A 24,327-nucleotide genomic window follows, 5' to 3' on the forward strand; every position below is an offset into this window, starting at 1 on the left:
AATTTTGTCGAAATCAATCCAATCCCTGTCGAAATCGTACCAATCTTAGATCTCTCACTAATTTAGGTAATAAACCACCACTCCTCCAACTGTGAGCGCATTACATGACAAACTGTGAGCGCTTTCTTATACTAGACTTATAAGAAAAAGGGGGACAACTAAACATGCGCATATTAATCGTTGGTGCAGGAGCAGTTGGTGGATATTTTGGTGGTCGACTGCTTGAAAAGGGTGTAGATGTAACCTATCTAGTAAGAGAAAAGCGCAAGCAACTACTAAGTGAAACAGGGTTGCAGATTGAAAGTGTTCATGGTGATCTCACTCTCGAGCCCAAAACAATTACATCTGAAACTAGTGGAGAGCCTTTTGACCTTATTTTAGTAGGGATGAAATCCTATCATTTTGAACAAGCCATTCAAGATATCAAGCCATATGTTGGCCCAGAAACTATGATCATCCCCTTGTTAAATGGAATCCAGCATCTTGATCGCTTGATAGAAACTTTCTCTGAAAAAAAAGTTCTCGGCGGCTTATGTTTTATAGAATCAACGGTAGGTTCAGAGGGGAAAATCATTCAAACTAGCCCGGTCCATGAACTTGTATACGGGGAGTTATCCGGTGAAAAAACAGAACGCATAAGTAAAGTTGAACAGCTTCTTTCAGGAACCAAAGCATCGATTAGAAGAAGTGACAAAATCCTCACAGACATGTGGCATAAGTATATGTTCATTACAGGATTATCAGGGGTAACCACGCTATTCCGTTCGCCAATTGGACCGATCAGGGACACAGATGGTGGGAGAGAAGTGATTCGTCAGTTGTTTTATGAAATTGGGCAAATTATGCGTGCTGAAGGGGCACCAATCCGAGACGGTGTAGAAGAGAGCCAAATTAAGAAAATAAGCGAAATGTCACCTAGTATGAAATCGTCTATGCAAAGAGACATGGAAAAGGGGGACGCTGTAGAAGGAGACCATCTTCAAGGTTACCTGTTACAGTTAGCTGAGAAACACTCCATAAACGCACCAACTTTAGAAATGGTGTATAGTAACTTGAAAGTTTACGAACAACAAAATAGTTAAAAAAAACGCGACGTCCTGTCGCATTGACTGCACTAGCACGTCCTATGCGCGGGAGCTGGACTTGCGAAACGCAGACTTAGTATCAATGCTTTCTTAAATGTTAAAAAAACGACGCTAGGAAAGAACTAGCGTCGTTTTTTCCTGTTTTAACTAAATAGCTTCAAGCTTCTCTAGCTCTCGTTTTAACCACTCATGATCTAAGTTCTCTCCGATAAATACCAATGTATTCTTCATATTCATTGGTTCTTTCATATAAAGTGGCATGCCATAGGAATATTGAAAAAGATAGGTGTCCTTACCATGATCAAATTTCAGATAGCCTTTAATGCGATAAATGGTATCAGGCATTGCTTTAAGGAAGTCCTCAAAGGAATCTAAGTTAATGGGCCTCGAAAAAGAGTGTACATACGTTTTTACGTGTAACTGTGTGTGAACATTCACTTCTTCATGCGCATTTTTTGGAGTGAAGACTTGTTCTTGAATTTGCTTTAACTGAATTCTCGCAAACTGTGTTAGCAAGATTTTCCCTTGTTGGTTTAAGTTTTGAATTTCGAGGACGAGGCTAGCCTGTTCTGAATCTGTAAGCTGATCACTTTTATTTAATAACACCACATCCGCGTGCTTTACTTGTTCTTGTAAAAGTCTTTGCAATTGAATGCTCAACCCATCTCGATCTCTCCACCGCAACACATCCACTAATGTAACAATGGACCGAACGACGAGCTTGTCGGCAAATAAAGGGGACATGCATGAGTCTAGAACTTCTACAGGATGTGCAACACCGGTAGTCTCAATATAAATCGCATCTAACTCATGCTGTTGTAGTAACCCTTGTAAATGTGCTTCAAGCTGACCTTGAATGGTGCAGCAAACACAGCCATTTAGCAATTCCTTTAAAGGTGTATCCTCCGAAACGGCTTGTGAGTCAATTGAAACCTTACCAAGCTCATTCATGACAACCGCAATTTTTCGCTGCTGGTCACGCTCTTGTTCTAGTATATTTTTGAGGAGAGTTGTTTTACCTGCTCCGAGAAAACCAGATAATATGTACACTTCAACTTGTTTCATTTCTGAGCCCCTTTCAGTTATTCCATCGTAAGTAATCCGTTTTAATCTGTCAATAATTTTAAGAGTCCAAAGTTAATAGAGAAACCAATAGTATAGTAACGGTTTGTGAAAACTTGTGAAGGGAGAAATACGCAGTATAAAACACAAAAGGCATGAAAAAAGAGGGAATTCAAACTCATTTTTCATGCCTTATTAATTAGTATTTAATTAGATCGCCCATGTTCCTTTACGGAAAATCGGTTCTGATTTGCCATCCTCTGTAATTCCGTCGATGTCCATATCAGCAGATCCGATCATAAAGTCAACGTGCGTAATACTAGAGTTAACCCCAACTGTTTCTAGCTCTTCGCGAGACATTTTCTTTCCGCCCTCAACGCAAAATGCATAGCCATTTCCGATTGCAAAATGATTTGAAGCATTTTCATCAAACAAAGTGTTATAGAATAGAACACCTGATTGAGAGATAGGTGAATCATGAGCGACTAATGCCATTTCTCCTAAAAAATGAGAGCCTTCATCCGTGTCGATGAGTTGTTTTAACACTTCTTCTCCTGCTTCTGCTTTCATGTCGACAATGCGACCATCTTTAAATGTTAAGCTAAAATTGTCAATCAAATTGCCAGCATAACTTAATGGCTTTGTACTTGCAACAACGCCGTTAACTCCATTTCGAGAGGGCACTGTGAACACTTCTTCAGTTGGCATATTCGCCATAAAGAAGTTTCCTTTTTCATTTTCACTACCAGCACCAACCCATAAATGTGTTTCTGGAAGTTCAACTGTTAAATCAGTACCCGGGGCTATGTAGTGTAGTTTTTTGTACTTTTTGTCATTTAAATATTCTACTTTACTATGTAAACTTTTATCATGTTGCTCCCATGCGGCTACTGGATTTTCTTGATCGACGCGTGTTGCTTTAAAAATTGCTTCCCAAAGTGCGTTTACTTGTTGTTCTGCTGCAACTTCTGGGAATACCTTTTCAGCCCATTCCTTTGAAGCAGCAGCAATAACTGTCCAACTCGCTTTATCTGCTTGAAGATAATTACGGTATTTTGTTAACGCTGTACCCGATGCTTTACTTGAAGCTGCCATTCTTGTTGGATCAATGCCTCTAAGTAAGTCAGGATCACTTGAGATGACTGACATAAATGCTGCATCTGTTTCAGCCAAAGTTTCTAATCCTCTTGCTTTCCATTCTGGGAAATCGCTCAAAGATTCTTCAGACGCAAGTTCAAAGCGTGTACGTGTCACTACATCGTCATGCCATTCTACATATACATTGCGTGCACCAGCTTCGTATGCTTTTTTAACGACAAGTCTCACAAATTCAGCAGAAGATGTTGCCGCATTTACGACGAGATTTTGACCTTGTTGAATATTTACTCCAACGCGGACCGCTAAATCAGCGTACTTTTCTAGATTTTGTTGAAACGTTGACATATGTATTTACCCCCTACAAAATAATCGTACCTTTTCTATTTTATCAGAATGAATTGATGGAAGAAAATATTTCCTTTCTTAAAAAAGTAAAGAGCAGTGTCTTTCGCTTTTCAAACAAATGAAAAAACAGATACAATAGAAGCAGAAAGAGGTGTATCGTATGAAAATAATTGATCAACCTTTTGTGAAAACGAACAAACAACATCAGCTCTATAATAGTGCAGCAGAGTTAGCTGAGATTTTTCAGACCAGAGCAGAATATTATGATGAACATGCGTCATTTCCATTTGAGAACTTTGAGATGTTAAAAAAGAAGGGCTATCTTAGTCTTACGATTCCTAAAGAATATGGCGGGGATGAGATATCACTGTATGAATTTTTACTACTTCAAGAAAAAATAGCCCAAGGAGACGCAGCAACTGCATTATGCTTAGGCTGGCACTTAGGAATACTCATGAACCTTCGAGATACGAAAAAATGGTCGGAAGAGACTTTCGAACGAGTGTGCAAGGAAATCTTCACAGATAAGAAGTTATTAAATAGTGCAGCTACAGAACCAAACTCTGGAAGTCCTGCAAGGGGTGGGAAGCCAGAGACAACTGCTTCCTTAAAGGATGAAAAATGGGTCATAAATGGTAAGAAGATATTTACTTCGTTAGCTCCAGCTCTAGATTATTTTATTATCCCAGCTACGATTAGTGAAACCGGTGAGATCGGTGATTTTCTAGTACCAAGATATTCTGATGGCATATCTATTCAACCAACATGGAATACACTTGGCATGCGTGCGACGAGAAGTGATGATTTAATTTTAAATTCTGTAGAGGTAGATAAAGCAGCTTTGGTTGAAATAAAACCTTCCTTAAAAAAGCCTCCAGTTCAAGGCTGGCTTTTACACATTCCGGCTTGCTATATGGGAGTTGCAATAGCTGCCCGGAATGATGCAATTACTTTTGCAAAAACCTATCAACCCACGAGCCTAACTCATCCAATTTCAGAAGTGCCAGAAGTAAGAAGGAAAATTGCTGAAATTGACTTGAAACTAATGACAGCAAGAACACTAATGTACCATACAGCAGAAAGATGGGATCAAACACGTGAGCAACGTGACAATCTTGGAGCGGAACTTGCAACAGTTAAAACGGTTGTAACCAATACGGCAGTGGAGGTAGTTGATCTTGCGATGAGAATTGTAGGCGGCCAAAGCCTATTTAAATCTAACGCCATGCAACGATATTACCGAGATGTTCGTGCTGGCCTTCATAATCCTCCATCAGATGATACCACCTTTAAAATTCTTTCAGACCGAGCTTTATCAGAGTATTGACATGATCTTAGCTTCCAACATATACTTAACCTAACAAATATGAAGGGAATGATACTGGGCCGATGAAGTAAAATCTATTTTCTACCGTTTAATGTGAATAAAACAAAAAACGATACTTAGAGAATAGGATACGTCTGCCCATATTAAATTTCCTTACCGGAAAAGTATGCTTTTGAATATAAGCATCGAATCATGCTTATAGACAAACGATGTACAAAAATTGACTCGCGTTTGATTTTGGTCATAAGCACCTGTGTGTTTTTGTGATCTTCTTTCGTGCATCAAATTAAGGCAGATCCGCTCTAGGTTTAATAGGGAGGATTTTTTTATGACTTCTAATCAACTTCAACATTGTTTACTATCTGTAAGAGAGCTTGAAAAGAGTTTTGGAGTGCAAAAGATTTTAGCAAAACTAAATTTTGATATAAAAAATGGCGACCGTATCGGTTTAGTGGGACCAAACGGTGCTGGGAAATCAACTTTAGCCAATTTGTTATCTGGGAAATTAGAGATGGACAACGGAACAATTAATTATCCTAATGGATATGTAAATACCGAATATTTATTGCAGACAGTTGACTACGAAACACATGATTATAATCGTGTAATTAGAGATTCGAAGGATAAATCATTTTTAGAATTATCAAGTCAACTTGGATTAAAAAAGATTTTAAACTGGGGCCAGCAAAGAATCGATAACATGAGTGGAGGAGAAAAATTAAAACTTTCACTGGCAAAAGTGTGGGCGGCAAATCCAGAATTTCTTATATTAGATGAGCCAACCAATCATTTAGATTTAGAAGGCGTTAAGTGGCTTGTGAATGAACTAAAAATGTTTAATGGTGCAGTTTTGATTATCTCTCATGATCGATTTTTTCTCGATTCAACGGTTGATCAAATTTTTGAATTGGATAAAGAGGTTCTTACGACTTATCAAGGAACTTATACAGATTATCGAACGGAGAAAAGACGGCAACACGAGGAGCAATTGCATCGTTTTTCAATACAGCAAAAAGAGAAAAAAAGAATTGAAACGATGCTATCCAAGTTGGAAAATTGGTCTGAAAAAGCCCATAGAAACTCAACCAAACAAGATGGCTATAAGGAATATTACCGAGTAAAGGCAAAGAAAATGGACATTCAGGTCAAATCAAGGAAAAACCGATTGCAAAAAGAATTAGTACAAAATAAAGCTGAAAATCCAAAAGTTGAAGGTAAAATTAACTTTGAATTTGAGGAAGCAAACAAACGAGGAAAGCGAATTATTGAAGCAAGAAACCTCTCCAAGACTATTCAGAATAGAACTTTGTTTGAAAACAGTTATTTTTATCTTACGAGTGGAGAGAGAATTGGGGTAGTTGGGCCAAATGGTTGCGGTAAATCAACGTTACTAAAAATGCTAAGGGGAGAAGAAACCCTATCTCAGGGAGAGTTGTGGAAAAGTGATTCTGTTCAGATTGGCTATTTAAGTCAAGATGTTAATGATTTAAATCCAAACCAAACACCACTTCAAGCTCTCGATCTCACAACAAAAGAAGAAATTGTAAAAGCGAAGAAGCTTTTAGCGAATATGGGTTTATATGGGCATGTCCTTCAACAAAAGATTGAAACATTAAGTCTCGGACAACGAACTCGACTTAAACTAACAGGATTGTTGATGACTCAACATGATGTACTAATCCTAGACGAACCAACCAATCACCTTGATTTACCTAGCAGAGAAATGCTAGAAGAAACGTTAGCCGATTATAATGGTACGCTAATTCTTGTGACACATGATTATTATTTTTTGAAAAAATTATGTGACAAGCTCCTCGTTTTTGAACACAACACTATTAAACGAGTGGAAATGGGGATCGAAGAACTTCTGGAAAAAACAGAGAATCGTCGTCAACCTCAACAGGAGAATGAACATGAGTTAATGTTGATCGAAACTCGTTTAACAGCAATCTTAGGCGAGCTAAGTTTAGTTGCATATGGTGATGAAAAATACAAATTGCTAGATTTAGAGTATCAAAAGCTTACGAAAAGGAAGAAAGACATAAAAAAAAGTTAAGAATAGAAAGGAGCTTGAAAGAGAGATTCCCACTTTCAAGCTCTTTTCCTACTCATCTAGGTACAGGCTATGTTTTCATTTTCCTTCAACAGTTACATAATCTTTAGTTGAAGAGGGTGGCATATTAGCAAATGTCACGCTCATTCCTCCTAAAATTATACTAGCCAGAGTTAAACTAATAATCATTCGTCTACTTAAATCTTTCACGGTAAAGCCTCCTTGTTTTTATGTAAATGGAGTAAATATTTTCCCTTCTTTTTGTGAGGGTAGATCCTTCTTTGATGGTGTTATTTATTTATTTATCAAGCAAATTTAATGTATTCAAAATGTTAGAACGTGATGACAAATTTAATGTTAAGTTATTGTAAATTTTTTAAAAATGAGGTACTAAAAACAGGCAACTATCTTAAAGATAGCGCCTGCTTTTTGTTTAAACTAATTTACTTAGCTGCTTTTTGTAGCTGATGAATAACTGTAAGAGAACGACCCGTACCAATTGCGACAGATTCTAATGGACTTGGAGCTATATGAACAGGAACGACAATTTCTTCTGTTAGCCACTCTTGGATCCCTTTCATAAGTGCACCTCCGCCAGTTAAAATAACACCTCTGTCAACGATATCGCCACTTAACTCTGGTGGACAATCTTCCAAAGTGGCTCGGATTGCTTCTAAAATATGAAGCAGTGATTCTCTCATGGCTTTTTGCATCTCTAAGGATGATAGTGTAATCGTTTTTGGAAGTCCTGTAACTAAATCTCGGCCACGAATATCCGTTTTAATCTCTTCGTGTTCGACTAAAGCGTAGCCTATTTCCATTTTGATTTGTTCTGCCGTCCGTTCACCAATAAGTAGATTATAATTTTTTCTCACGTATTGAATGATATCCTCGTCAAGTTGATCACCTGCAATTCGAATGGAATGGCAAGAAACTACACCGCCGAACGAGATAATTGCTACTTCGGTTGTACCGCCGCCAATGTCAACAATGACGTTAGCTATCGGCTCATCCACTGGTAAGTCTGCTCCAATCGCAGCAGCAACAGGTTCTTCAATTAAATGAACATGCTTGGCTCCAGAGTTCTTCACTGCATCGTGAACCGCACGTCTTTCAACGGTTGTTGCACCAGATGGTGTACAAACAACAACAGTAGGCTTCCGAATTGAAAATCCGAGCTTTTTTGAAGCCTTTTTCATCACTTGTTTGAGCAGTTCAGTCGTAATGTCATAGTCTGCAATCACCCCGTCTTTTAACGGTCGAACAGCGATGATTGTACCTGGTGTTTTCCCAATCATACTTTTAGCCTCTGATCCGACAGCTAGGACTTTTTTTGTTACTGTATCAATCGCCACAACAGACGGTTCATTTATCACAATGCCTTTATTTTTGCTATAAACTAAAATATTTGCAGTGCCTAAGTCAATTCCAATTTCAGTGTTTGAAAACATATTAATTCACCCAATCCTTCTAAAGTTAGAGTCTCCTATAATCGTTCTACAAAGAATGTCGATTTTTGGGGGTAATGTAAGAAGTGAAAAGAATTGGTAATCTAATTGTAATATAGTAGAAATGAAATTGTTGAATATTTTTACTATCATGGGCAACTCTTCTGTTTTGATGCATTTTCTAGGACTAAAATATGAGGATTTTTACGAGGGAAATATGATAATAGGTCCTTTTTCGCTTATAAGAATAGGAGCAGTTTGGATTCACAAATAAGACTGGATTAAAAAGAAATATGTAATGAAAAAAGGGTCTGACTGGTGAAAATAGTCAGATCCTTTTTCATTATTAATCAAACATTAAACAAAATTCAATTTTAAAAAGTTCAACCAAAAAAAGTAGGTAACATGTTAAACTAGGAGTATAAAGAACCAAAGAAAAAAGCATATTTACATTAAGTAAGGGTGATCATATGATACAAAAAGCAGAACAAATATTAAATCAATACTTTGGATATTCAAGCTTCCGTAAAGGACAGGCAGCAATTATTGAAAATGTATTAAGCGAAAATAACACATTAGCTATTATGCCTACGGGTGGCGGTAAGTCACTGTGCTATCAAGTACCAGCTTTAATGGTTGAAGGATTGACACTTGTTATTTCTCCGCTAATTTCATTAATGAAAGATCAAGTTGATGCCCTCACTAGTTTAGGTATACCTTCAACATTTATAAATAGCAGCCTACCCGCAAATGAAATCCATACTCGTCTTTCTGAAGTAAAAAGCGGGGCATGTAAAATTTTATACGTTGCTCCTGAACGCTTAGACTCGCCACAATTTCGAAATATCTTGGACTCAGTGAAAGTTTCCATTCTAGCCGTAGATGAAGCGCATTGTATTTCACAATGGGGACATGATTTTCGCCCGAGCTATCGACATATTCACCAATTAATTAGGGACATATCACCGAGACCAGTTGTCATGGCATTAACAGCAACCGCGACAAAAGAAGTAACGAAAGACATCTCTAGCTTACTTGATATTGAAGAACAGCATACTTTTTTAACCGGCTTTAGTCGTGAGAATTTAACCTTTTCTATTCTTAAAGGTGAAAATAAACGCGATTATATCTTGCGTTATATTAAGGAAAACCCTAACCAAGCCGGTATCATCTATGCTGCGACAAGAAAAGAAGTAAACGAGCTACACCAATTCTTAAGCAAACAGCAAGTGAAAGTGGGAAAATACCATGCAGGTTTGACTGAAGAAGAACGGAATACAGTTCAAGAGCAATTTCAATTTGATAATTTATCCGTAATGGTCGCAACAAATGCGTTTGGGATGGGTATTAATAAATCCAATGTACGATACGTGATTCATCACAATATTCCGAGAAATATTGAAGCGTATTACCAAGAAGCAGGCCGAGCAGGCCGTGATGGGGAACCGAGTGAATGTTCATTACTTTTTGCATCACAAGACATTCAGCTACAAAAGTTTTTAATTGAACAAACGGTTTTAAGCGAGGAAAAAAAGCATCATGAATATGTGAAGTTGCAGCAAATAACGGATTTTTGCCATACAGAAAAATGTCTGCAGACTTACATCCTTGAATACTTCGGTCAAACAGAAGGACTAGAAGATTGTGGACGTTGCATGAACTGTACAGATTCTCGCGAAAAGATAGATGTAACAACAGAAGCGCTGATGACGTTTTCTTGTATAAAACGAATGAATGAACGATTTGGAAAAACCTTTGTTGCTCAAGTTTTAAAGGGTTCCAAAAATAAACGAATCCAGGAATTTGGATTTGAGAATCTTACCACTTATGGATTAATGAAACAGCTAACCGAAAAGCAAATTGTAAGCTACATTGATTATTTCATAGCAGAGGGATATCTTTCCTTAACAAATGCTCAATACCCTGTTTTAGAACTATCTCCTAAAGCGGTAGAAGTCCTTTTAGGTAAAGAAAAAGTGTTCAAAAAGGAACTTAAAGTCATTAAGAAAATAGTGGAAGATAATGATCTATTTGAAATTTTGAAGGTGTTAAGAAAAGAGATCGCCACGAGAGATCGAGTTCCACCTTATATTATTTTTTCAGATAGTACTTTAAGAGACATGAGTGGCATATTTCCAACGACCGAAGAAGCATTCTTAAATGTAAAAGGAGTAGCACAAACAAAGCTGGAACGTTACGGTGAAGAGTTTATTGAAGTAATCAAGAAGTATGTCGAAGAAAATGGTGTAGCATTCATCAGTCAGAAGGAAGTAAGTCAGACTGGGTCTTCTGACAATTCGACTGATAAACCTAGCCACCTCTTAACGTATGATCTGTTTAATGAAGGCCTTGATGTAGCAGAGATCGCTAAGAAGAGGGAAATGACTAATATAACGGTGCAGAACCACATCATTCGCTGTGCTACAGAGGGAAATAATATAGATTGGTCGCGAATTATTCCACAACAATATGAATCAATTATAATCGAAAAAATTTCCGAGTTAGGGGCTGAAACGTTAAAGCCATTAAAAGAAGCCTTACCAGGGGAAGTGGAGTACTTCGCGATAAAAGCTGTAATCTGCAAACAACAATTATCACTATATGCTTAGAAAAAAAAGAAAGAAGACCAAGGGCTCTGTTTTCTAATTCTGCAATGAAATAAAGCACTTCAACATTATTGGAGTGCTTGTTTACTTTTTTTATAATATTAGAAGAACTTTTATAATTATAGACTTAGTATGCGTTTCTGAATCCAGCTCCAGCGCCTAGCCCCTCGAGGTCATAAGTCACTCTGAAATTGAAGGCAAAGAGCGCCTTCTATTTCAAAGCTCCTTATGCTTGTCGGGGCTGACCAAGGCGCTTGCGCTTTTTTTACCGAACCACCACTTTAGCAGAGCAGGCACAACAATGATAATGAACAATAATCTAATAAACTGAAGTGAACTTACGATCGCAGGATCAGCTTTAACGGCTGTTGCTGTAAGGACCATTTCAACAAGGCCGCCTGGTGCCAAACTTAACATAGCTGTAGGTAAGTCTAAAACTGTTTGTGCAGATAATAGGTACCCTAACCCAAAGGACACAAGAATTAAGATTATCGTACTACCAAAGTAAAACCCACAGTACTTTCCACCTTTTACGATATCTTGTATGGTTATTTTACTTCCTAAACTGATACCAATTGTAAGCTGAGCGAAAATTAATAATAGAACTGGTATGCCAGGCAAAGAGACTTCAAGAACATTCAATACGCCTGTTGTTAATAAAGGAGCAATAACAAAAGCAGCCGGTAACTTTTTTCGTAATAACCAACCAACAAATCCACAAAGAATAAACCAACCATAGCTAAAAACAGATGAAACTTCTTCTGCGCTTACTGTCTCGAAAGGACCGCCTCTCATATCTGTAGGAAAAAGATGTAAAACAGAGAAGGGAACAAGAAAGACAACTGTTAGTAAGCGGACGGTTTGAAAGATCGTAACAAGCGCTGTATTTGCATTCAAAGACTCACTTGCTGCCACCATTTCAGACAATCCTCCTGGGATGGAAGCAAAAACACTTGTCACAACATCTACATTAGTAAATTTACTTATGATTATACTGTTTGCAATGCTTATTGCGACTAATATACATGTTGTAAGTAAAAAGGGAAATAGATAAGGTCCGACAGTTAAAAACGTTTCCTTTGTGAAAGAAAGTCCAAAATAAATCCCCAAGATAATAAACGAACTATTTTTTAATAAGTTCGGGCAGTAAACGTCTCGATATGTACTTGATTTCCATAAAATAAGAGTGGTCATCGGTCCTAAAATCCACGGAAGTGGCCAATTTAAAAATAAAAAAATGAGTCCACCAAGCAATCCGATCGAGTAGGTTTCTATAATTTTAATAGGCTTAGTAACACTCATCACATTACTCCTTAAAACCGTAATTCTCATTTATTTTACCACATATGAAGTGTTTTTTCCGTGGCTAAGCAGTGAGAAAGGAAATGTGAGATTTTAAGAGAGTAATTGTTACCTAGTACTATAAAATGATAATGGGAGTGTGTAGTTTTGGAAACAATGAATCTATTTGTATATGATTCGACACGAAGGCATATGAGTCTTAATCAATACTTAGAAGGAGCCAAGCTACTCGCAGAACAAGCTTCGACAGAAGGAGAATTGCTGTGTACATCAAGTGATTTTCCGGCCTTGATAGTAGGAGAAGGGCTTGTATACGGGGAACTTTATGAAGTAGATGACATGATTCTTAAAAAGCTTGAATGGATAGAGCATTATAAGGATGGCGATCACATTGTGAAAAAAATTGTAAAAGTGAGCAGTGATCAACGCGTATACGACGCTTGGTGTTATGTTTCGAAAAAAGAAAAAGAGCAAGCTGATGTCTTCATTAAAAGTGGGGATTGGAAGGAATACTGTTATCAAAGAAACCTACCTGAAAACACTTCTTATTTCGCATATGGATCTTGTATGGACAATATACGATTTAAATTAGCAAGTGTTGATCATCATTTCACAGATATAATTGGAACGGGAATACTCCCAAATTATTCACTTCGTTTTACGTTTCAATTTGAAGACGGAGGTCGCGCTGACATTGTAGAGGATGGTGGAACAACAGAAGGAATTTTATATAGTATATCAAAAGAAGGTCTAACTTATTTGTATATGCGTGAAGGAGTATTGATTGATTATTATCGGCCAACTTTTGTTGATATCCTGATAAATGGAGAGGTCCATAAAGATTGTTTAACCTTTGTTGTTAAAACAAAAAAGACAGAATGTGCTCCTCCTGCTCATTATTTACTCGAGATTATTAGAGGTGCGACAGGTCGTTTGAGTGAAGGTTATGTGAAATCGATTGAGAAACATGCTACTACTCTTCAAACAATTGATGATCTTGAAGAATGATAAAGTTCATTTTCTATGGAATAGAATAATAGTAAAATGATTGCTTGAAAATACCTCTTTATCCTGAACTTGTTTATAATAGAGTGTATAAAACTTTATGGAGAGTGATGGTTTTTGGATGTACCTTTGAGTATGATTTTGTTATTTATTTTGTTATTAGCCTTGTCAGCATTCTTTTCTTCTGCTGAAACAGCCTTTTCAACTGTCAATAAAATTCGTTTGAAAAACTCCGCTGATGAAGGCAAAGGTGGAGCAAAAAAGGCATTATACATAATTAATCATTTTGACCAAGCACTATCAACAATCCTAGTTGGGAATAATTTAGTTAACATAGGGGCGGCAACACTATCTTCTACTATTGCCATTGATATCTTTGGGCCAAGTGTCGGAGTTTTTGTAAGTACATTTGTAGTGACAATTTTAGTGTTAATATTTGGAGAAATTCCCCCTAAATCAATAGCAAAAGAATACGCTGACAGCTTTTCATTAAAAATTTCAGGTATACTACTATTTTTAATTCGTCTTATGTCTCCAATTACCTGGTTTTTTATCCGGTTAAGAAAAGGTGCTGCAAAATTAATGGGTAACAAGGATCAAGAACCTTCATTTACTGAGGGTGAAATTAAAGCAATGTTGAACAAAAGTGAGGAAGAAGGAGTTCTAAACAAAAATGAAAATGAACTCATTCATCGTTCTCTTGATTTCGATGACATCATTGTAGCTGAAATTATTAAACCACGTATTGATATCATTTCAATTGAAGTTAACCAACCTATTGAAGAAATTAAAGACATACTCTTTAAGGAACGTTTTTCAAGGATTCCGGTATATGAGGACCATATTGACAATATGATTGGAATTCTCTCTGAAAGAGATTTTCTAACAGCGTTGGTTCAAAATGAAGAGCAGATTAATATCAGAGAATTGTTGCGGGACCCAATGTTTGTTGTGGAGTCAATGAAAATATCCGCAATCCTTCCAGAACTACAAAAGCATAAAGTTCATATGGCAATTGTCATTGATGAATTTGGAGGTACCTCTGGTTTAATTACACTTGAAGATATATTAGAAGAAATTGTCGGAGATATATGGGACGAGCATGATGTGAGTGTAAAAGAAATGAAGCAACTTGATGAGGTGACGTATCTCTTTAATGCTGATTATTCATTAGATGACTTTGTACGGGTTACAGATGTCGAGCTACCTGATACAAGTTACCACACGTTAGGTGGCTGGATTGTAAATCAGTTCCAGCGAATTCCAACTATGGGTGAGACGTTTGAATATGAACATCTTACCCTAACCATTGAAGAAGCTGAAGAACGAAGAATTCGCAAAGTAAAGGTTTTTCTTAATAAAAAAACTGAAAAACAGAATTAAACGATGTGCAATTGTTTTTTAGCAAAAGCTCAACTTCGCGTATCAGGTGACTTAGACAATTATGTTAAGTTACCTTTTTGCGTTTCTGAGGGCTGCATGATGCAGATCAGAAAGGCGCCTTGGATAGACATTATGAACTTTGACTGCTCGAGGTCATAAGTCAATTCTAAATTGAAGGAAAAGAACGCCTTCTACCCTAGAATCGTCTTATGCTATGCCTGAGGATGAACAAGGCGCTTGCGCTTTTTTAAAAGCTGAGGTTATTTTACTAGTATTTCAGGGTATTTACAGGAGGGGGGAGGTGATGTTCACAAAAGTATGTGAAATTCGTCACAAATTGTTCATGTTCAACACATCACAAAGGTATTTAAAGGTTTTACAATAATAGTATAGTGAAAAGTACATTAGACGCTTTTAACAAAGGAGTTGTGTGTGAATGTCTGAATTAGATAGTGTTACCTTAAGTAGGATGCTTACTTCAATGACGTTAGCATTTCATATTATTTTCGCAACGATCGGTGTTGGGGTTCCAATCCTTATTTCGATAGCTGAATTTATAGGAATTAAGAAAAATGATCCGCATTATTTGCTTTTAGCAAAACGATGGACCCGTGGATTTGTGGTTACAGTTGCAGTTGGTGTCGTCACAGGTACTTGTATAGGACTGCAGCTTTCATTGCTTTGGCCGAGTTTTATGGAGATTGCAGGACAAGTCATTAGTTTGCCACTTTTCCTGGAGACATTCGCTTTTTTCTTTGAAGCTATCTTTCTTGGTATCTATTTATATACGTGGGACCGCTTTAAGAAACCAATTTATCATTGGTTATTAACGATTCCGATTGTGATTGGTTCGACTCTGTCAGCAGTGTTTATTACGACCGTAAATGCGTTTATGAATACTCCACAAGGTTTTACATTAATGGGTAAAACAATCACGGCAATTGACCCAATTGCGGCAATTTTAAATCCGGCAACACCTTCGAAGGTCTTTCACGTTGTAGCGTCTTCGTACATGACATCAGCATTTATACTTGCAGCTATTACTGCATTTATGATCATTAAAGGACAACGAGGAGATTATCACAAGAAAGCGCTAAAATTAACAATGACGTGTGCACTAATCTTTACCTTTGCAACTGCACTGGCAGGAGATTTATCAGCTAAGTTTCTTGCAGAACATCAACCTGAAAAGCTTGCAGCAGGTGAGTGGCACTTTGAAACCGAAAGAGGTGCTGAATTAATTCTATACGGTACATTGAATGAACAAGGTGAGGTTGAAAATGCAATTAGAATTCCAAAGATGTTAAGCTTCTTATCTTACAGTGACTTTAATGCAGAGGTAACGGGATTAAATGAAACGCCAGAGGATGAGCGCCCTCCGTTATGGGTTCATTATATGTTTGATACGATGATTACAATTGGGATGTACGGAATTGGTGTTTCGATTTTATTCATGGCTTTATGGATGTTTAAGAAATTTAATCCTTTCAATAAAGGGATGCTTTGGCTTATTGTTGCGGCAGGACCATTGTCAATGATTGCAATAGAAGCGGGATGGATTTTCGCTGAAGTCGGCCGCCAACCATGGATAATGAGAGGCTTTATGAAAGTTGCAGAGGGTGCTACAACCTCTGATCATGTGGGGAAAATGTTCATCATGTTCTTCGCCCTTTACGCCATACTTGGAACGCTTTGTGTCACAGTTCTAAGAAAAATGTTTAAAAACAAACCAGTGGAAGCAGAGCTAGAGTACCAATCGAAACTTTAAGATGAAAGGGTGGAGGTTATGGATATACCTTTAATTGGAATAACCGTTCTTTGGTTATTCCTTTACGGATATTTAATAGTGGCATCGATCGATTTTGGTGCTGGTTTCTTCGCCTTCTATGGTGAATTAACGAAACGAGATCATATTATTAACAACGTAATAAGTAGGTATTTATCACCTGTTTGGGAAGTAACAAATGTCTTCTTTGTTTTCTTTTTTGTTGGAATTGTTGGCTTTTTCCCACAAACTGCCTATTACTACGGCACAGCATTACTTATTCCAGGCAGCATTGCTTTAGTTTTGATTGCGATTCGGGGATCCTTTTATGCTTTTGGAAACTATGGTGCGAAAAAGAGCTTCTTTTACACGTTTTTATATGGTGCAACAGGTTTGTTAATTCCAGCCGCTTTATCCACTACTCTTACGATTTCTGAAGGTGGATTTCTAGAAGAACGCGATGGAACGGTTGTTTTCCTTGCAAACGAATTGTTTACGAACTTTTACTCATGGAGTGTTGTTTTACTAGCCATTGTTTCGGTTTTGTTTATTAGTGCTACATTTCTTACCTACTATGCAGACCGAGCCGGTGATGAACCAGCGCTTGATATCTTACGGAAATTTGCTTTGTTTTGGTCGCCACCGACAATTTTAGCAAGCTTACTCGTTTTTATTTCACTGCAACAGCACAATGAAAGACATTTTAATAATGCCATTGATATTTGGTGGATGTTTGCTTTGTCTTTACTATTCTTTCTAATTGCAACCTGGTTGATAATTAGGAAGAAAAATTACGGCACTGCGTTTATTTTAGTTATGCTTCAGTTCTTCTTTGCATTTTTCGGCTATGGAGCTTCTCATTTACCTTATATATTAGATCCATTTATCACAATCTATTCGGGCTCTACTAATGAAACGATGGGAATAGCCTTAATCATCGCGTTTATAGCCGGACTTTTGCTACTAATTCCATCTTTGATTTTGCTTTTACGATTATTCTTATTTAACGCTGATTATGTTAAGGGAGAAAAATAATAAAAAAGTGTACGCAGTTATTAAAATGAATGCCACCTAATTCAATTTGTGAATTAGGTGGTTTTTAAATCCCCCGAAAAAACCAAGCATTTCTGTAATAATGTCAAAAAATATGATAGTATTCTAAACAAACAGGTCTTGCAATTACATGGAGGAGTTACATATGAAAAAAGAATTCGCTGTAATCGGTCTAGGACGTTTTGGTGGTAGTATTTGTCGAGCACTTAGTGATGAAGGTATGGAAGTAATGGCCATTGATAGCGATGAGGAAAAGGTTAACGAATATGCTACGATTGCTTCACATGCGGTTGTAGGCGATACAACAGATGAAACTGTGTTAAAAAGTCTCGGAATTCGCAATTTTGATCATGTAATTGTCGCAATAGGTGATAATATTCAAGCAAGTATTTTAACAACGCTTATTTTAAAGGAACTTGGTGTCAAAAATATTACCGTAAAAGCTCAAAATGACAAACACGAAAAAGTTTTATCCAAAATAGGTGCCGATCGCATTGTTCATCCAGAACGAGATATGGGGAGACGAATTGCACATAACATTATTTCGAACAACGTTTTGGATTATCTAGAGCTTTCCGATGAACATAGTATTGTTGAAATCGTTGCAAGCGATCGATTGATTGGAAACACGATTATAGACTTAGATATTCGTGCTAAATATGGAATTAACATTGTGGCAATGAAGAGGGGAAGAGAAATCATTGTATCTCCTCAGGCAGATGAGCAAATTCAAAAAGGTGACATCTTAATTGTAATTGGTGCAGACACAGATATTAACCGATTTGAAAAAAGACTATTAAATTCCTAATTAAGAAGCCGGGCAAGTAATTTGTCTGGTTTTTTGTATTAGAAAGGCGAAAAACGAATAATTAGTGGCCGTTTCGATATCAAGTTTAGAAAACAACGATTTACTAACGTTGTTGAGAGATAGTTGTGGCGACTTTACGATATATCGGCCACTTACAAAGAATTAGAAAACGGCAGACACCTTGCATAGGTGTCTGCCGTTTTGGTTGATAATTAAACTTCCATAATAATCGGTAAGATCATTGGACGTCGCTTTGTTTTTTTATATAAAAACGGTGCAAGTGTGTCGGTAATTTCATTTTTAATTTCAGACCATTGACTAGTTCGTCGTTCCATGATCTTCGTTAAGTGCTTGTTAATGAGAGATTGAGCATCGTTTATTAAATCACCTGATTCCCTCATGTAGACGAACCCACGTGAAATGATATCTGGACCTGCAGAAATCTTGAATTCCTTCATATTGATGCTTACGACAACGATCACAAGACCTTCTTCTGAAAGAATACGACGATCGCGCAATACGATATTTCCTATATCACCAATGCCGCTACCGTCTATATAAACTGACCCAGACGGTATCTTACCAGAAATTCCAGTTTCATTTTCACTTATAGCTAGAACTTCTCCATTATCCATAAGGAAGATATTTTCTTCCTCAACACCACAATCGATTGCCAGTTTAGCGTGCATTTTTTGCATGCGGTACTCACCGTGAATTGGCATGAAGTATTTAGGCTTCATTAATCGAAGCATTAATTTCTGTTCTTCTTGTCCACCGTGACCAGATGTATGAATATCGCTTAAAGAGCCATGAATAACTTCAGCACCAGCGCGGAAGAGAGAATTAATGGTACGACTTACACTAATTGTGTTTCCTGGGATTGGTGATGACGAAAAGACAACTGTATCTCCAGGAATAATTTGAATTTGACGATGTGTTCCATTCGCAATACGAGAGAGAGCGGCCATTGGTTCGCCTTGGCTACCCGTACAGAGAATCGTTACACGATCAGCAGGAAGTCGATTTATTTCATGTGCATCAATAAATGTATCCTTAGGACAGCTTATATACCCAAGGTCTTGTCCAATTGTGATTGCCGAATCCATGCTTCGTCCGAATACAGCAACTTTACGATTGTGCTGCACAGATGCTTCAACAACTTGTTGAAGACGGTGAATATTTGAAGCAAACGTGGCAAAAATAACTCGGCCATCAACCTTACGGAAAATTTCTTGAATGCTTTCTCCAACACGTCTTTCAGACATTGTAAAGTTAGGGATTTCACTGTTCGTACTATCGGAGAGTAAGCACAGAACCCCTTCAGCCCCAATTTCAGCCATTTTTGTTAAGTTAGCTGGTTCTCCAACTGGAGTAAAATCAAACTTGAAATCACCTGTGTGTACGATGTTTCCAGGTGGCGTTTTAACAACAACACCATAGGCATCTGGAATACTGTGAGTAGTTCTATAAAATGTAACCGCTGTTTTACGGAATTTTATTACATCTTCTTCTTTATATTCATGAAGCTGTGCTGTCCGAAGCAAGCCATGTTCTTCAAGTTTGTTACGCAATAGTCCAAGTGCTAATTTACCACCATAAACTGGAATATTTATTTGTCGAAGTAAGTAAGGAATACCACCAATATGGTCTTCATGACCATGTGTAATAAATAAGCCTTTAATCTTGTCTACATTTTTAACGAGATATGTGTAATCAGGGATAACATAGTCAATTCCTAATAGCTCGTCCTCAGGAAACTTAATTCCCGCATCAATTAGGATGATTTCATCTTGAAATTGCACACCGTACGTATTTTTTCCGATTTCCCCTAGTCCACCTAAGGCGAAAACGGCTACTTGATCATTTTTAACAAATTTCATCACTCATCAAATCTCCAATACTTTATAATTTACACTTTGTTTCTCATATTCTAAGTACGCTCCCTGTAAGGGGTTAATATATTCAATGTTATAAGGGCGATCTTTTAGTTTTAAACGTACTTCTCCTTCAGTGTCCGCTTCTATATAGATTGAATTCGTACTTTCTCGCACCGGTACCTCTGTTACCTTTTCTTGAAAATACACTTTAAAAACCATTGCCAAATCTCTCCTTAACTTCCGTTTGTTAGACTAACTTTTTCTATTATATGCGATATTTACCTTCAAGCCAAGCCTTGAGAAAGAGAGAAGGATGTTTAAGTTGATTCTCCTTTAAGAGAAGGTCGACGATTTAAGCAATTGTTTTTCGGTTTAATATCTGCTTCCACTGTTTTTTTAATGATTTTCTAAGTTTTTTTAACATTGATAAATTCCTCCTTTTGGGTTTGCTTTATCACTCCCAGAGAGTGAGGTGTCAATATGAAGTAAAATTAAAATCCGATCACTATATTTATTTTCTTCTATAGTATACGCTGATTTTGAGATTGCTTTCATGGGTATTCGTGGGAAATATAGTGATTGACAATTATTTCTTTATCCTTTAGCGTAAATTTATTGACTACCTTTGTGAGAGGCTGTCAGATTTGAAAAGAGGGACAAAGAGAGATGAAAAAATTATTTAGTGCTCTATTCACATTAAGTATGATTTGGGGAACCTCATTCTTCTTTATTAAAATCTTAGTAAGCACTCTAGGGCCATGGGGGGTTGTCTTTTGGCGATGCTTATTCGGAAGTATGACACTGCTTATTCTTTTACTAGTGTTTAAAAGGAATGAATTAAAAGACTTAAAAAGTATACCATGGGTTCCGCTCATCTTCGTTGCATTATTTAATAATGCTTTGCCATTTGGTTTTATTGCAATGAGTGAGCTAACAATTTCAAGCAGTTTTGCTTCTGTTATCAATGCTACTACACCTATTTGGACGATTGTGTTAGGTGCTCTTGTTTTTGGAATTAGCGTTAAAGGCAAACAGTGGATCGGAATCGTTGTAGGCTTTATAGGCATTTTAATTTTATTAAATTTAGATGTAGGCTATTTTTTAAATGAAAATTTAATTGGTGTTGGTACAATGCTGGCTGCTACGATTTGTTACGGACTCGGTGCTCAACTTGCAAGAAGGTATTTGAAGGAACTATCTGTGTTCCTTGTATCTATTACAACACTGTCAATAACAACACTAATAAGTTTACCTTTAGTATGGATAACCACTCCTTCCGCGCTGACAGTTGTTTTTACTTGGAGTCATTTTTTCTCTCTGATTGGTTTAGGCGTTTTTGGGTCAGGCTTTGCTTATTTATTTTATTATTATATGGTGAAAGAGGGCAGTGCAGAGTTTGCTTCTCTTGTTACATATATTGTACCAATAACAGCGATGATTTGGGGCTATCTGTTGTTAGAAGAGAAAATTTCAGCTAATATGGTAATTGGTTTACTTGTAGTTTTAGTTGGTGTTTATTTAAGTACTTCAAAAGCAAAAAAACCTATGGTTGCAAAATTAACGACTTAAAATTAGGAAAGAGGAATGAATCATGAATGGAAAAGTTATCTTTTTTGATATAGATGGAACATTATTAGATCATAATAAGCAAATTCCAAATTCAACGCGAACAGTGATACAGCAATTAAAGGATGAAGGTCATCACGTTGCGATTGCGACTGGACGTGCGCCCTTTATGTTTGAGGATTTACGTAAAGAACTTGGAATCCAGACTTTTGTTAGTTTTAATGGACAATATGTTGTGTTTGAAGGAGAAGTAATTTACCGAAATCCTTTAAAAACTGAAACATTAGAGCATTTATTAGCGTATGCAAGTGAAGTAAAGCACCCCCTTGTGTTCATGAGTGAAGACAGTATGATGGCGACAATGGACAATCATCCGTACATAGAAGAAAGCATGGGAACACTTAAATTCCCTCATCCGATATCTAACCCTGATTTTTATAAGGATCATGAAATTTTCCAAACCTTGCTATTCTGCAAAGGTGGAGAAGAAGAAAGATATCAACATTATCAAGATTTAACGATTATCCGTTGGCATGACTTATCTACCGATATTCTACCCTTTGGTGGATCAAAAGCAGAAGGGATTAAACAGTTAATGACTCGTCTAAATATCGATAAGGATGATATCTACGCATTTGGTGATGGACTAAATGATTTAGAAATGATTGAGTTCGTAGGAACTGGTGTAGCGATGGGAAATGCGGTGCCTTCTCTAAAAGAGGTTGCAGACTATGTCACAAAAGCTGTTGATATGGATGGCATTTCTCATGGATTAAAACATTTAGGGTTAATAAAATAACAAAGAGGGCTGACAAAAAATAGTCAGTCCTCTGTTGTAGTTTACAAACTTAATGCACATTCAATCATCTTTCAATCGCTATTGCATTCTCGGGTTCCATAAACGGTTCATTCTGGTTAATATGATCATAAAACATGATCCCATTTAAATGGTCGATTTCGTGTTGAAAAACAACAGCTAACAATCCTCTTAACCTTATATCTAATTGTTCACCATCAATCGTTAGTGCCTTCACGCGTATCCTTGCATGGCGAGGAACATAGCCGGGTACTGCACGATCGACTGAGAGGCAGCCTTCACCACCAGTAATATAACTTTTTTCAACAGAATGACTAACGATCTTGGGGTTAAACAATGCATAGCTATGTTGAACCCCTTTTTCATCTTCTACATAAATTGCAATCATTCTTTTTGAAACATTAATTTGTGGTGCTGCTAACCCAATCCCAGGGCGCAATCCATATTCTTCTGCAATGACTGGATCTTGACTGTTTTTTATGTATTGAAGCATTTCCTGTAATATATGAATATCTTCAGCAGGAGGCGGTACCACAACATCTGAAGCAACTTCACGTAATGTTGAATGCCCTTCCTTAATAATGTCTGCCATCGTAATCATTGGTTCAACACTCCTTAAAAAATAGATTATCTACTCACATATCATTGATTATAAAGGAGAAAGTAGGAAACGAAAAGAAATGCTTGTATTCTTAAAAGTAGATTAATAAATTTTTTTATCACAGAAAAGGACTACTTATGTAGACAAGCCCATAGGATAGTAATAGAAGAATTTTTATCTTTGTCGAAGAAAATAGTTTTATAAGAATTATTGAAATATGTTGAAGAAAACTTTATAGTAGTAACTGTTCATGGTAAGGGGGAAAATAATGTTAGTTAAAAGAAATAAAATGTTTTTAATTATAGGTATGGTCACGAGTGCTTTGATCATTCTATCCGGATGTATGGGTGCCTCACCAACTGAAAACATTTATACAACACTAGAAAAAGTCGTTACCTTAGAAGATACATTTAAGCAACAACAGCAACCGCTAATCGATTTAGAAAAAAAAGAAAATGAACTTTATAACGAAATTATTTCTTTAGGAATGAAAGAGTATGACCAAATTGTCAGTCTCTCAAAAGAAGCTCTTACTGTCGTAGAAGAACGTGAAAGCAGAACTGAAAAAGAAAGCGAAAGTATTGCATCAGCTAAGGTAGAATTTGAAAAGATTTCTTCTGAAATTGAAAAGATTAAAGAAGAAGATGTTCAAGAAAAAGCAAACAGCTTAAAGGACATCATGGAACAACGTTATACTTCCTATGAAAAATTGTTTGATTCTTATAAAATAGCGATCGCAAATGATAAAAAGCTGTACGAATTATTTCAAAACAAAGAATTAGAATTTGCTCAACTAGAAGAACAAATAGTTAAAATAAATGAGTCCTATAAAATAGTCTTAAATGAAAATGAACAATTTAATGATTTAACAGAAAAATATAATGAGACGAAGTTAGAGTTTTATAAACAAGCTGGATTAGAGGTTGAAGAGAGCAACGACCACGAAACAAAATAATTATCCATTAAAGAGAGAAGCTCAGCGGCTTTTCTCTTTTTTTTGTGTGCCAGGCATGTTCATCAACTAGACGGTGGAAGTCCGTTATGGGCGTTGGGATATGCGAACCATTAGTCGAAGGCAAGGGTGTCCACGGTGACGTGGAATCTGAAGGAAGCCCTAGACAAATCC

The 24,327-nt window shown here is 36.8% G+C and carries 20 protein-coding genes; 12 read left to right on the forward strand and 8 right to left on the reverse strand.

What is annotated here, in order from left to right:
* The first annotated feature begins 164 nt into the window (after positions 1 to 164).
* Positions 165 to 1,082, forward strand: coding sequence for a ketopantoate reductase family protein (locus ACFFIX_RS04900; RefSeq protein WP_378931100.1), 918 nt, complete (start codon positions 165 to 167; stop codon positions 1,080 to 1,082).
* 150 nt (positions 1,083 to 1,232) lie between these two features.
* Here the strand turns inward: ACFFIX_RS04900 and ACFFIX_RS04905 are convergent, their stop codons facing one another.
* On the reverse strand, positions 1,233 to 2,150 hold the full coding sequence (locus tag ACFFIX_RS04905; RefSeq protein WP_378931102.1) for a CobW family GTP-binding protein: 918 nt from the start codon (positions 2,148 to 2,150) through the stop codon (positions 1,233 to 1,235).
* 207 nt (positions 2,151 to 2,357) lie between these two features.
* Positions 2,358 to 3,590 (reverse strand): aminopeptidase, encoded by a 1,233-nt coding sequence (locus tag ACFFIX_RS04910; RefSeq protein WP_378931104.1) that lies wholly within the window; start codon positions 3,588 to 3,590, stop codon positions 2,358 to 2,360.
* Between the two features lie 160 nt (positions 3,591 to 3,750).
* Here ACFFIX_RS04910 and ACFFIX_RS04915 point away from each other — a divergent pair, with 160 nt between their 5' ends.
* Both ACFFIX_RS04915 and abc-f read left to right on the forward strand, forming a co-directional pair.
* Positions 3,751 to 4,917 (forward strand): acyl-CoA dehydrogenase family protein, encoded by a 1,167-nt coding sequence (locus ACFFIX_RS04915; protein ID WP_378931107.1) that lies wholly within the window; start codon positions 3,751 to 3,753, stop codon positions 4,915 to 4,917.
* Positions 4,918 to 5,245: 328 nt separating this feature from the next.
* Positions 5,246 to 6,973, forward strand: a complete 1,728-nt coding sequence (gene abc-f / locus ACFFIX_RS04920; RefSeq protein ID WP_378931109.1) for a ribosomal protection-like ABC-F family protein — start codon at positions 5,246 to 5,248, stop codon at positions 6,971 to 6,973.
* 75 nt (positions 6,974 to 7,048) lie between these two features.
* Here abc-f and ACFFIX_RS04925 read toward each other — a convergent pair whose 3' ends face one another.
* Together ACFFIX_RS04925 and mreBH are read right to left on the reverse strand one after the other, a co-directional pair.
* Positions 7,049 to 7,180: a protein YkpC gene (locus ACFFIX_RS04925; RefSeq protein WP_378931111.1), complete on the reverse strand. Its 132-nt coding sequence runs from the start codon at positions 7,178 to 7,180 to the stop codon at positions 7,049 to 7,051.
* Positions 7,181 to 7,413: 233 nt separating this feature from the next.
* Entirely contained in the window at positions 7,414 to 8,421 is a 1,008-nt protein-coding gene (mreBH, locus tag ACFFIX_RS04930) for a rod-share determining protein MreBH (RefSeq protein ID WP_378931113.1), read from the reverse strand.
* Positions 8,422 to 8,888: 467 nt separating this feature from the next.
* On the opposite strand from mreBH, the gene recQ reads away from it, so the two are divergent.
* Positions 8,889 to 11,027: a DNA helicase RecQ gene (recQ, locus tag ACFFIX_RS04935; RefSeq protein WP_378931115.1), complete on the forward strand. Its 2,139-nt coding sequence runs from the start codon at positions 8,889 to 8,891 to the stop codon at positions 11,025 to 11,027.
* A 213-nt stretch (positions 11,028 to 11,240) separates the two neighbouring features.
* Here the strand turns inward: recQ and ACFFIX_RS04940 are convergent, their stop codons facing one another.
* Positions 11,241 to 12,326, reverse strand: coding sequence for an AbrB family protein (locus tag ACFFIX_RS04940; RefSeq protein WP_378931117.1), 1,086 nt, complete (start codon positions 12,324 to 12,326; stop codon positions 11,241 to 11,243).
* A gap of 156 nt (positions 12,327 to 12,482) precedes the next feature.
* Here ACFFIX_RS04940 and ACFFIX_RS04945 point away from each other — a divergent pair, with 156 nt between their 5' ends.
* The 5 genes from ACFFIX_RS04945 (at position 12,483) to ACFFIX_RS04965 (ending at position 18,340) form a co-directional block, all read left to right on the forward strand.
* On the forward strand, positions 12,483 to 13,334 hold the full coding sequence (locus ACFFIX_RS04945; protein WP_378931199.1) for a gamma-glutamylcyclotransferase family protein: 852 nt from the start codon (positions 12,483 to 12,485) through the stop codon (positions 13,332 to 13,334).
* Between the two features lie 132 nt (positions 13,335 to 13,466).
* Positions 13,467 to 14,714, forward strand: coding sequence for a hemolysin family protein (locus tag ACFFIX_RS04950; protein WP_378931201.1), 1,248 nt, complete (start codon positions 13,467 to 13,469; stop codon positions 14,712 to 14,714).
* Positions 14,715 to 15,150: 436 nt separating this feature from the next.
* Complete coding sequence (locus ACFFIX_RS04955) at positions 15,151 to 16,482, forward strand: cytochrome ubiquinol oxidase subunit I (protein WP_378931119.1); 1,332 nt, start codon at positions 15,151 to 15,153, stop codon at positions 16,480 to 16,482.
* An 18-nt stretch (positions 16,483 to 16,500) separates the two neighbouring features.
* A complete protein-coding gene (locus tag ACFFIX_RS04960; RefSeq protein ID WP_378931122.1) occupies positions 16,501 to 17,514 on the forward strand; it encodes a cytochrome d ubiquinol oxidase subunit II in 1,014 nt (337 codons plus the stop codon).
* A 163-nt stretch (positions 17,515 to 17,677) separates the two neighbouring features.
* A complete protein-coding gene (locus tag ACFFIX_RS04965; protein ID WP_378931124.1) occupies positions 17,678 to 18,340 on the forward strand; it encodes a potassium channel family protein in 663 nt (220 codons plus the stop codon).
* Between the two features lie 212 nt (positions 18,341 to 18,552).
* Here the strand turns inward: ACFFIX_RS04965 and rnjA are convergent, their stop codons facing one another.
* Together rnjA and ACFFIX_RS04975 are read right to left on the reverse strand one after the other, a co-directional pair.
* Positions 18,553 to 20,220: a ribonuclease J1 gene (rnjA, locus tag ACFFIX_RS04970; RefSeq protein WP_378931203.1), complete on the reverse strand. Its 1,668-nt coding sequence runs from the start codon at positions 20,218 to 20,220 to the stop codon at positions 18,553 to 18,555.
* A gap of 6 nt (positions 20,221 to 20,226) precedes the next feature.
* Complete coding sequence (locus ACFFIX_RS04975) at positions 20,227 to 20,436, reverse strand: DNA-dependent RNA polymerase subunit epsilon (protein ID WP_378931126.1); 210 nt, start codon at positions 20,434 to 20,436, stop codon at positions 20,227 to 20,229.
* A 447-nt stretch (positions 20,437 to 20,883) separates the two neighbouring features.
* On the opposite strand from ACFFIX_RS04975, the gene ACFFIX_RS04980 reads away from it, so the two are divergent.
* Both ACFFIX_RS04980 and ACFFIX_RS04985 read left to right on the forward strand, forming a co-directional pair.
* Entirely contained in the window at positions 20,884 to 21,786 is a 903-nt protein-coding gene (locus ACFFIX_RS04980) for a DMT family transporter (RefSeq protein ID WP_378931128.1), read from the forward strand.
* A 22-nt stretch (positions 21,787 to 21,808) separates the two neighbouring features.
* Complete coding sequence (locus tag ACFFIX_RS04985; RefSeq protein WP_378931130.1) at positions 21,809 to 22,582, forward strand: Cof-type HAD-IIB family hydrolase; 774 nt, start codon at positions 21,809 to 21,811, stop codon at positions 22,580 to 22,582.
* A 64-nt stretch (positions 22,583 to 22,646) separates the two neighbouring features.
* Here ACFFIX_RS04985 and def read toward each other — a convergent pair whose 3' ends face one another.
* Positions 22,647 to 23,201, reverse strand: a complete 555-nt coding sequence (gene def, locus ACFFIX_RS04990) for a peptide deformylase (protein WP_378931132.1) — start codon at positions 23,199 to 23,201, stop codon at positions 22,647 to 22,649.
* Between the two features lie 268 nt (positions 23,202 to 23,469).
* Here def and ACFFIX_RS04995 point away from each other — a divergent pair, with 268 nt between their 5' ends.
* Positions 23,470 to 24,156 carry a YkyA family protein gene (locus ACFFIX_RS04995; RefSeq protein WP_378931135.1) on the forward strand — a complete coding sequence of 229 codons (687 nt, stop codon included), beginning with the start codon at positions 23,470 to 23,472 and terminating at the stop codon, positions 24,154 to 24,156.
* Positions 24,157 to 24,327 lie beyond the last annotated feature (171 nt).

This window comes from Metabacillus herbersteinensis (assembly GCF_042433335.1).
GTDB lineage: Bacteria > Bacillota > Bacilli > Bacillales > Bacillaceae > Metabacillus > Metabacillus herbersteinensis.

What these genes read in the sequence shown, in the direction of transcription:
- def (WP_378931132.1), bottom strand. Translation starts at nt 23,201, where the DNA reads ATGATTACGATGGCAGACATTATTAAGGAAGGGCATTCAACATTACGT.
- mreBH (WP_378931113.1), bottom strand. Translation starts at nt 8,421, where the DNA reads ATGTTTTCAAACACTGAAATTGGAATTGACTTAGGCACTGCAAATATT.
- ACFFIX_RS04995 (WP_378931135.1), top strand. Translation starts at nt 23,470, where the DNA reads ATGTTAGTTAAAAGAAATAAAATGTTTTTAATTATAGGTATGGTCACG.
- ACFFIX_RS04955 (WP_378931119.1), top strand. Translation starts at nt 15,151, where the DNA reads ATGTCTGAATTAGATAGTGTTACCTTAAGTAGGATGCTTACTTCAATG.
- rnjA (WP_378931203.1), bottom strand. Translation starts at nt 20,220, where the DNA reads ATGAAATTTGTTAAAAATGATCAAGTAGCCGTTTTCGCCTTAGGTGGA.
- ACFFIX_RS04960 (WP_378931122.1), top strand. Translation starts at nt 16,501, where the DNA reads ATGGATATACCTTTAATTGGAATAACCGTTCTTTGGTTATTCCTTTAC.
- ACFFIX_RS04950 (WP_378931201.1), top strand. Translation starts at nt 13,467, where the DNA reads ATGATTTTGTTATTTATTTTGTTATTAGCCTTGTCAGCATTCTTTTCT.
- ACFFIX_RS04905 (WP_378931102.1), bottom strand. Translation starts at nt 2,150, where the DNA reads ATGAAACAAGTTGAAGTGTACATATTATCTGGTTTTCTCGGAGCAGGT.
- ACFFIX_RS04985 (WP_378931130.1), top strand. Translation starts at nt 21,809, where the DNA reads ATGAATGGAAAAGTTATCTTTTTTGATATAGATGGAACATTATTAGAT.
- ACFFIX_RS04945 (WP_378931199.1), top strand. Translation starts at nt 12,483, where the DNA reads ATGAATCTATTTGTATATGATTCGACACGAAGGCATATGAGTCTTAAT.
- ACFFIX_RS04965 (WP_378931124.1), top strand. Translation starts at nt 17,678, where the DNA reads ATGAAAAAAGAATTCGCTGTAATCGGTCTAGGACGTTTTGGTGGTAGT.
- ACFFIX_RS04900 (WP_378931100.1), top strand. Translation starts at nt 165, where the DNA reads ATGCGCATATTAATCGTTGGTGCAGGAGCAGTTGGTGGATATTTTGGT.
- ACFFIX_RS04915 (WP_378931107.1), top strand. Translation starts at nt 3,751, where the DNA reads ATGAAAATAATTGATCAACCTTTTGTGAAAACGAACAAACAACATCAG.
- ACFFIX_RS04910 (WP_378931104.1), bottom strand. Translation starts at nt 3,590, where the DNA reads ATGTCAACGTTTCAACAAAATCTAGAAAAGTACGCTGATTTAGCGGTC.
- recQ (WP_378931115.1), top strand. Translation starts at nt 8,889, where the DNA reads ATGATACAAAAAGCAGAACAAATATTAAATCAATACTTTGGATATTCA.
- abc-f (WP_378931109.1), top strand. Translation starts at nt 5,246, where the DNA reads ATGACTTCTAATCAACTTCAACATTGTTTACTATCTGTAAGAGAGCTT.
- ACFFIX_RS04975 (WP_378931126.1), bottom strand. Translation starts at nt 20,436, where the DNA reads ATGGTTTTTAAAGTGTATTTTCAAGAAAAGGTAACAGAGGTACCGGTG.
- ACFFIX_RS04980 (WP_378931128.1), top strand. Translation starts at nt 20,884, where the DNA reads ATGAAAAAATTATTTAGTGCTCTATTCACATTAAGTATGATTTGGGGA.
- ACFFIX_RS04940 (WP_378931117.1), bottom strand. Translation starts at nt 12,326, where the DNA reads ATGAGTGTTACTAAGCCTATTAAAATTATAGAAACCTACTCGATCGGA.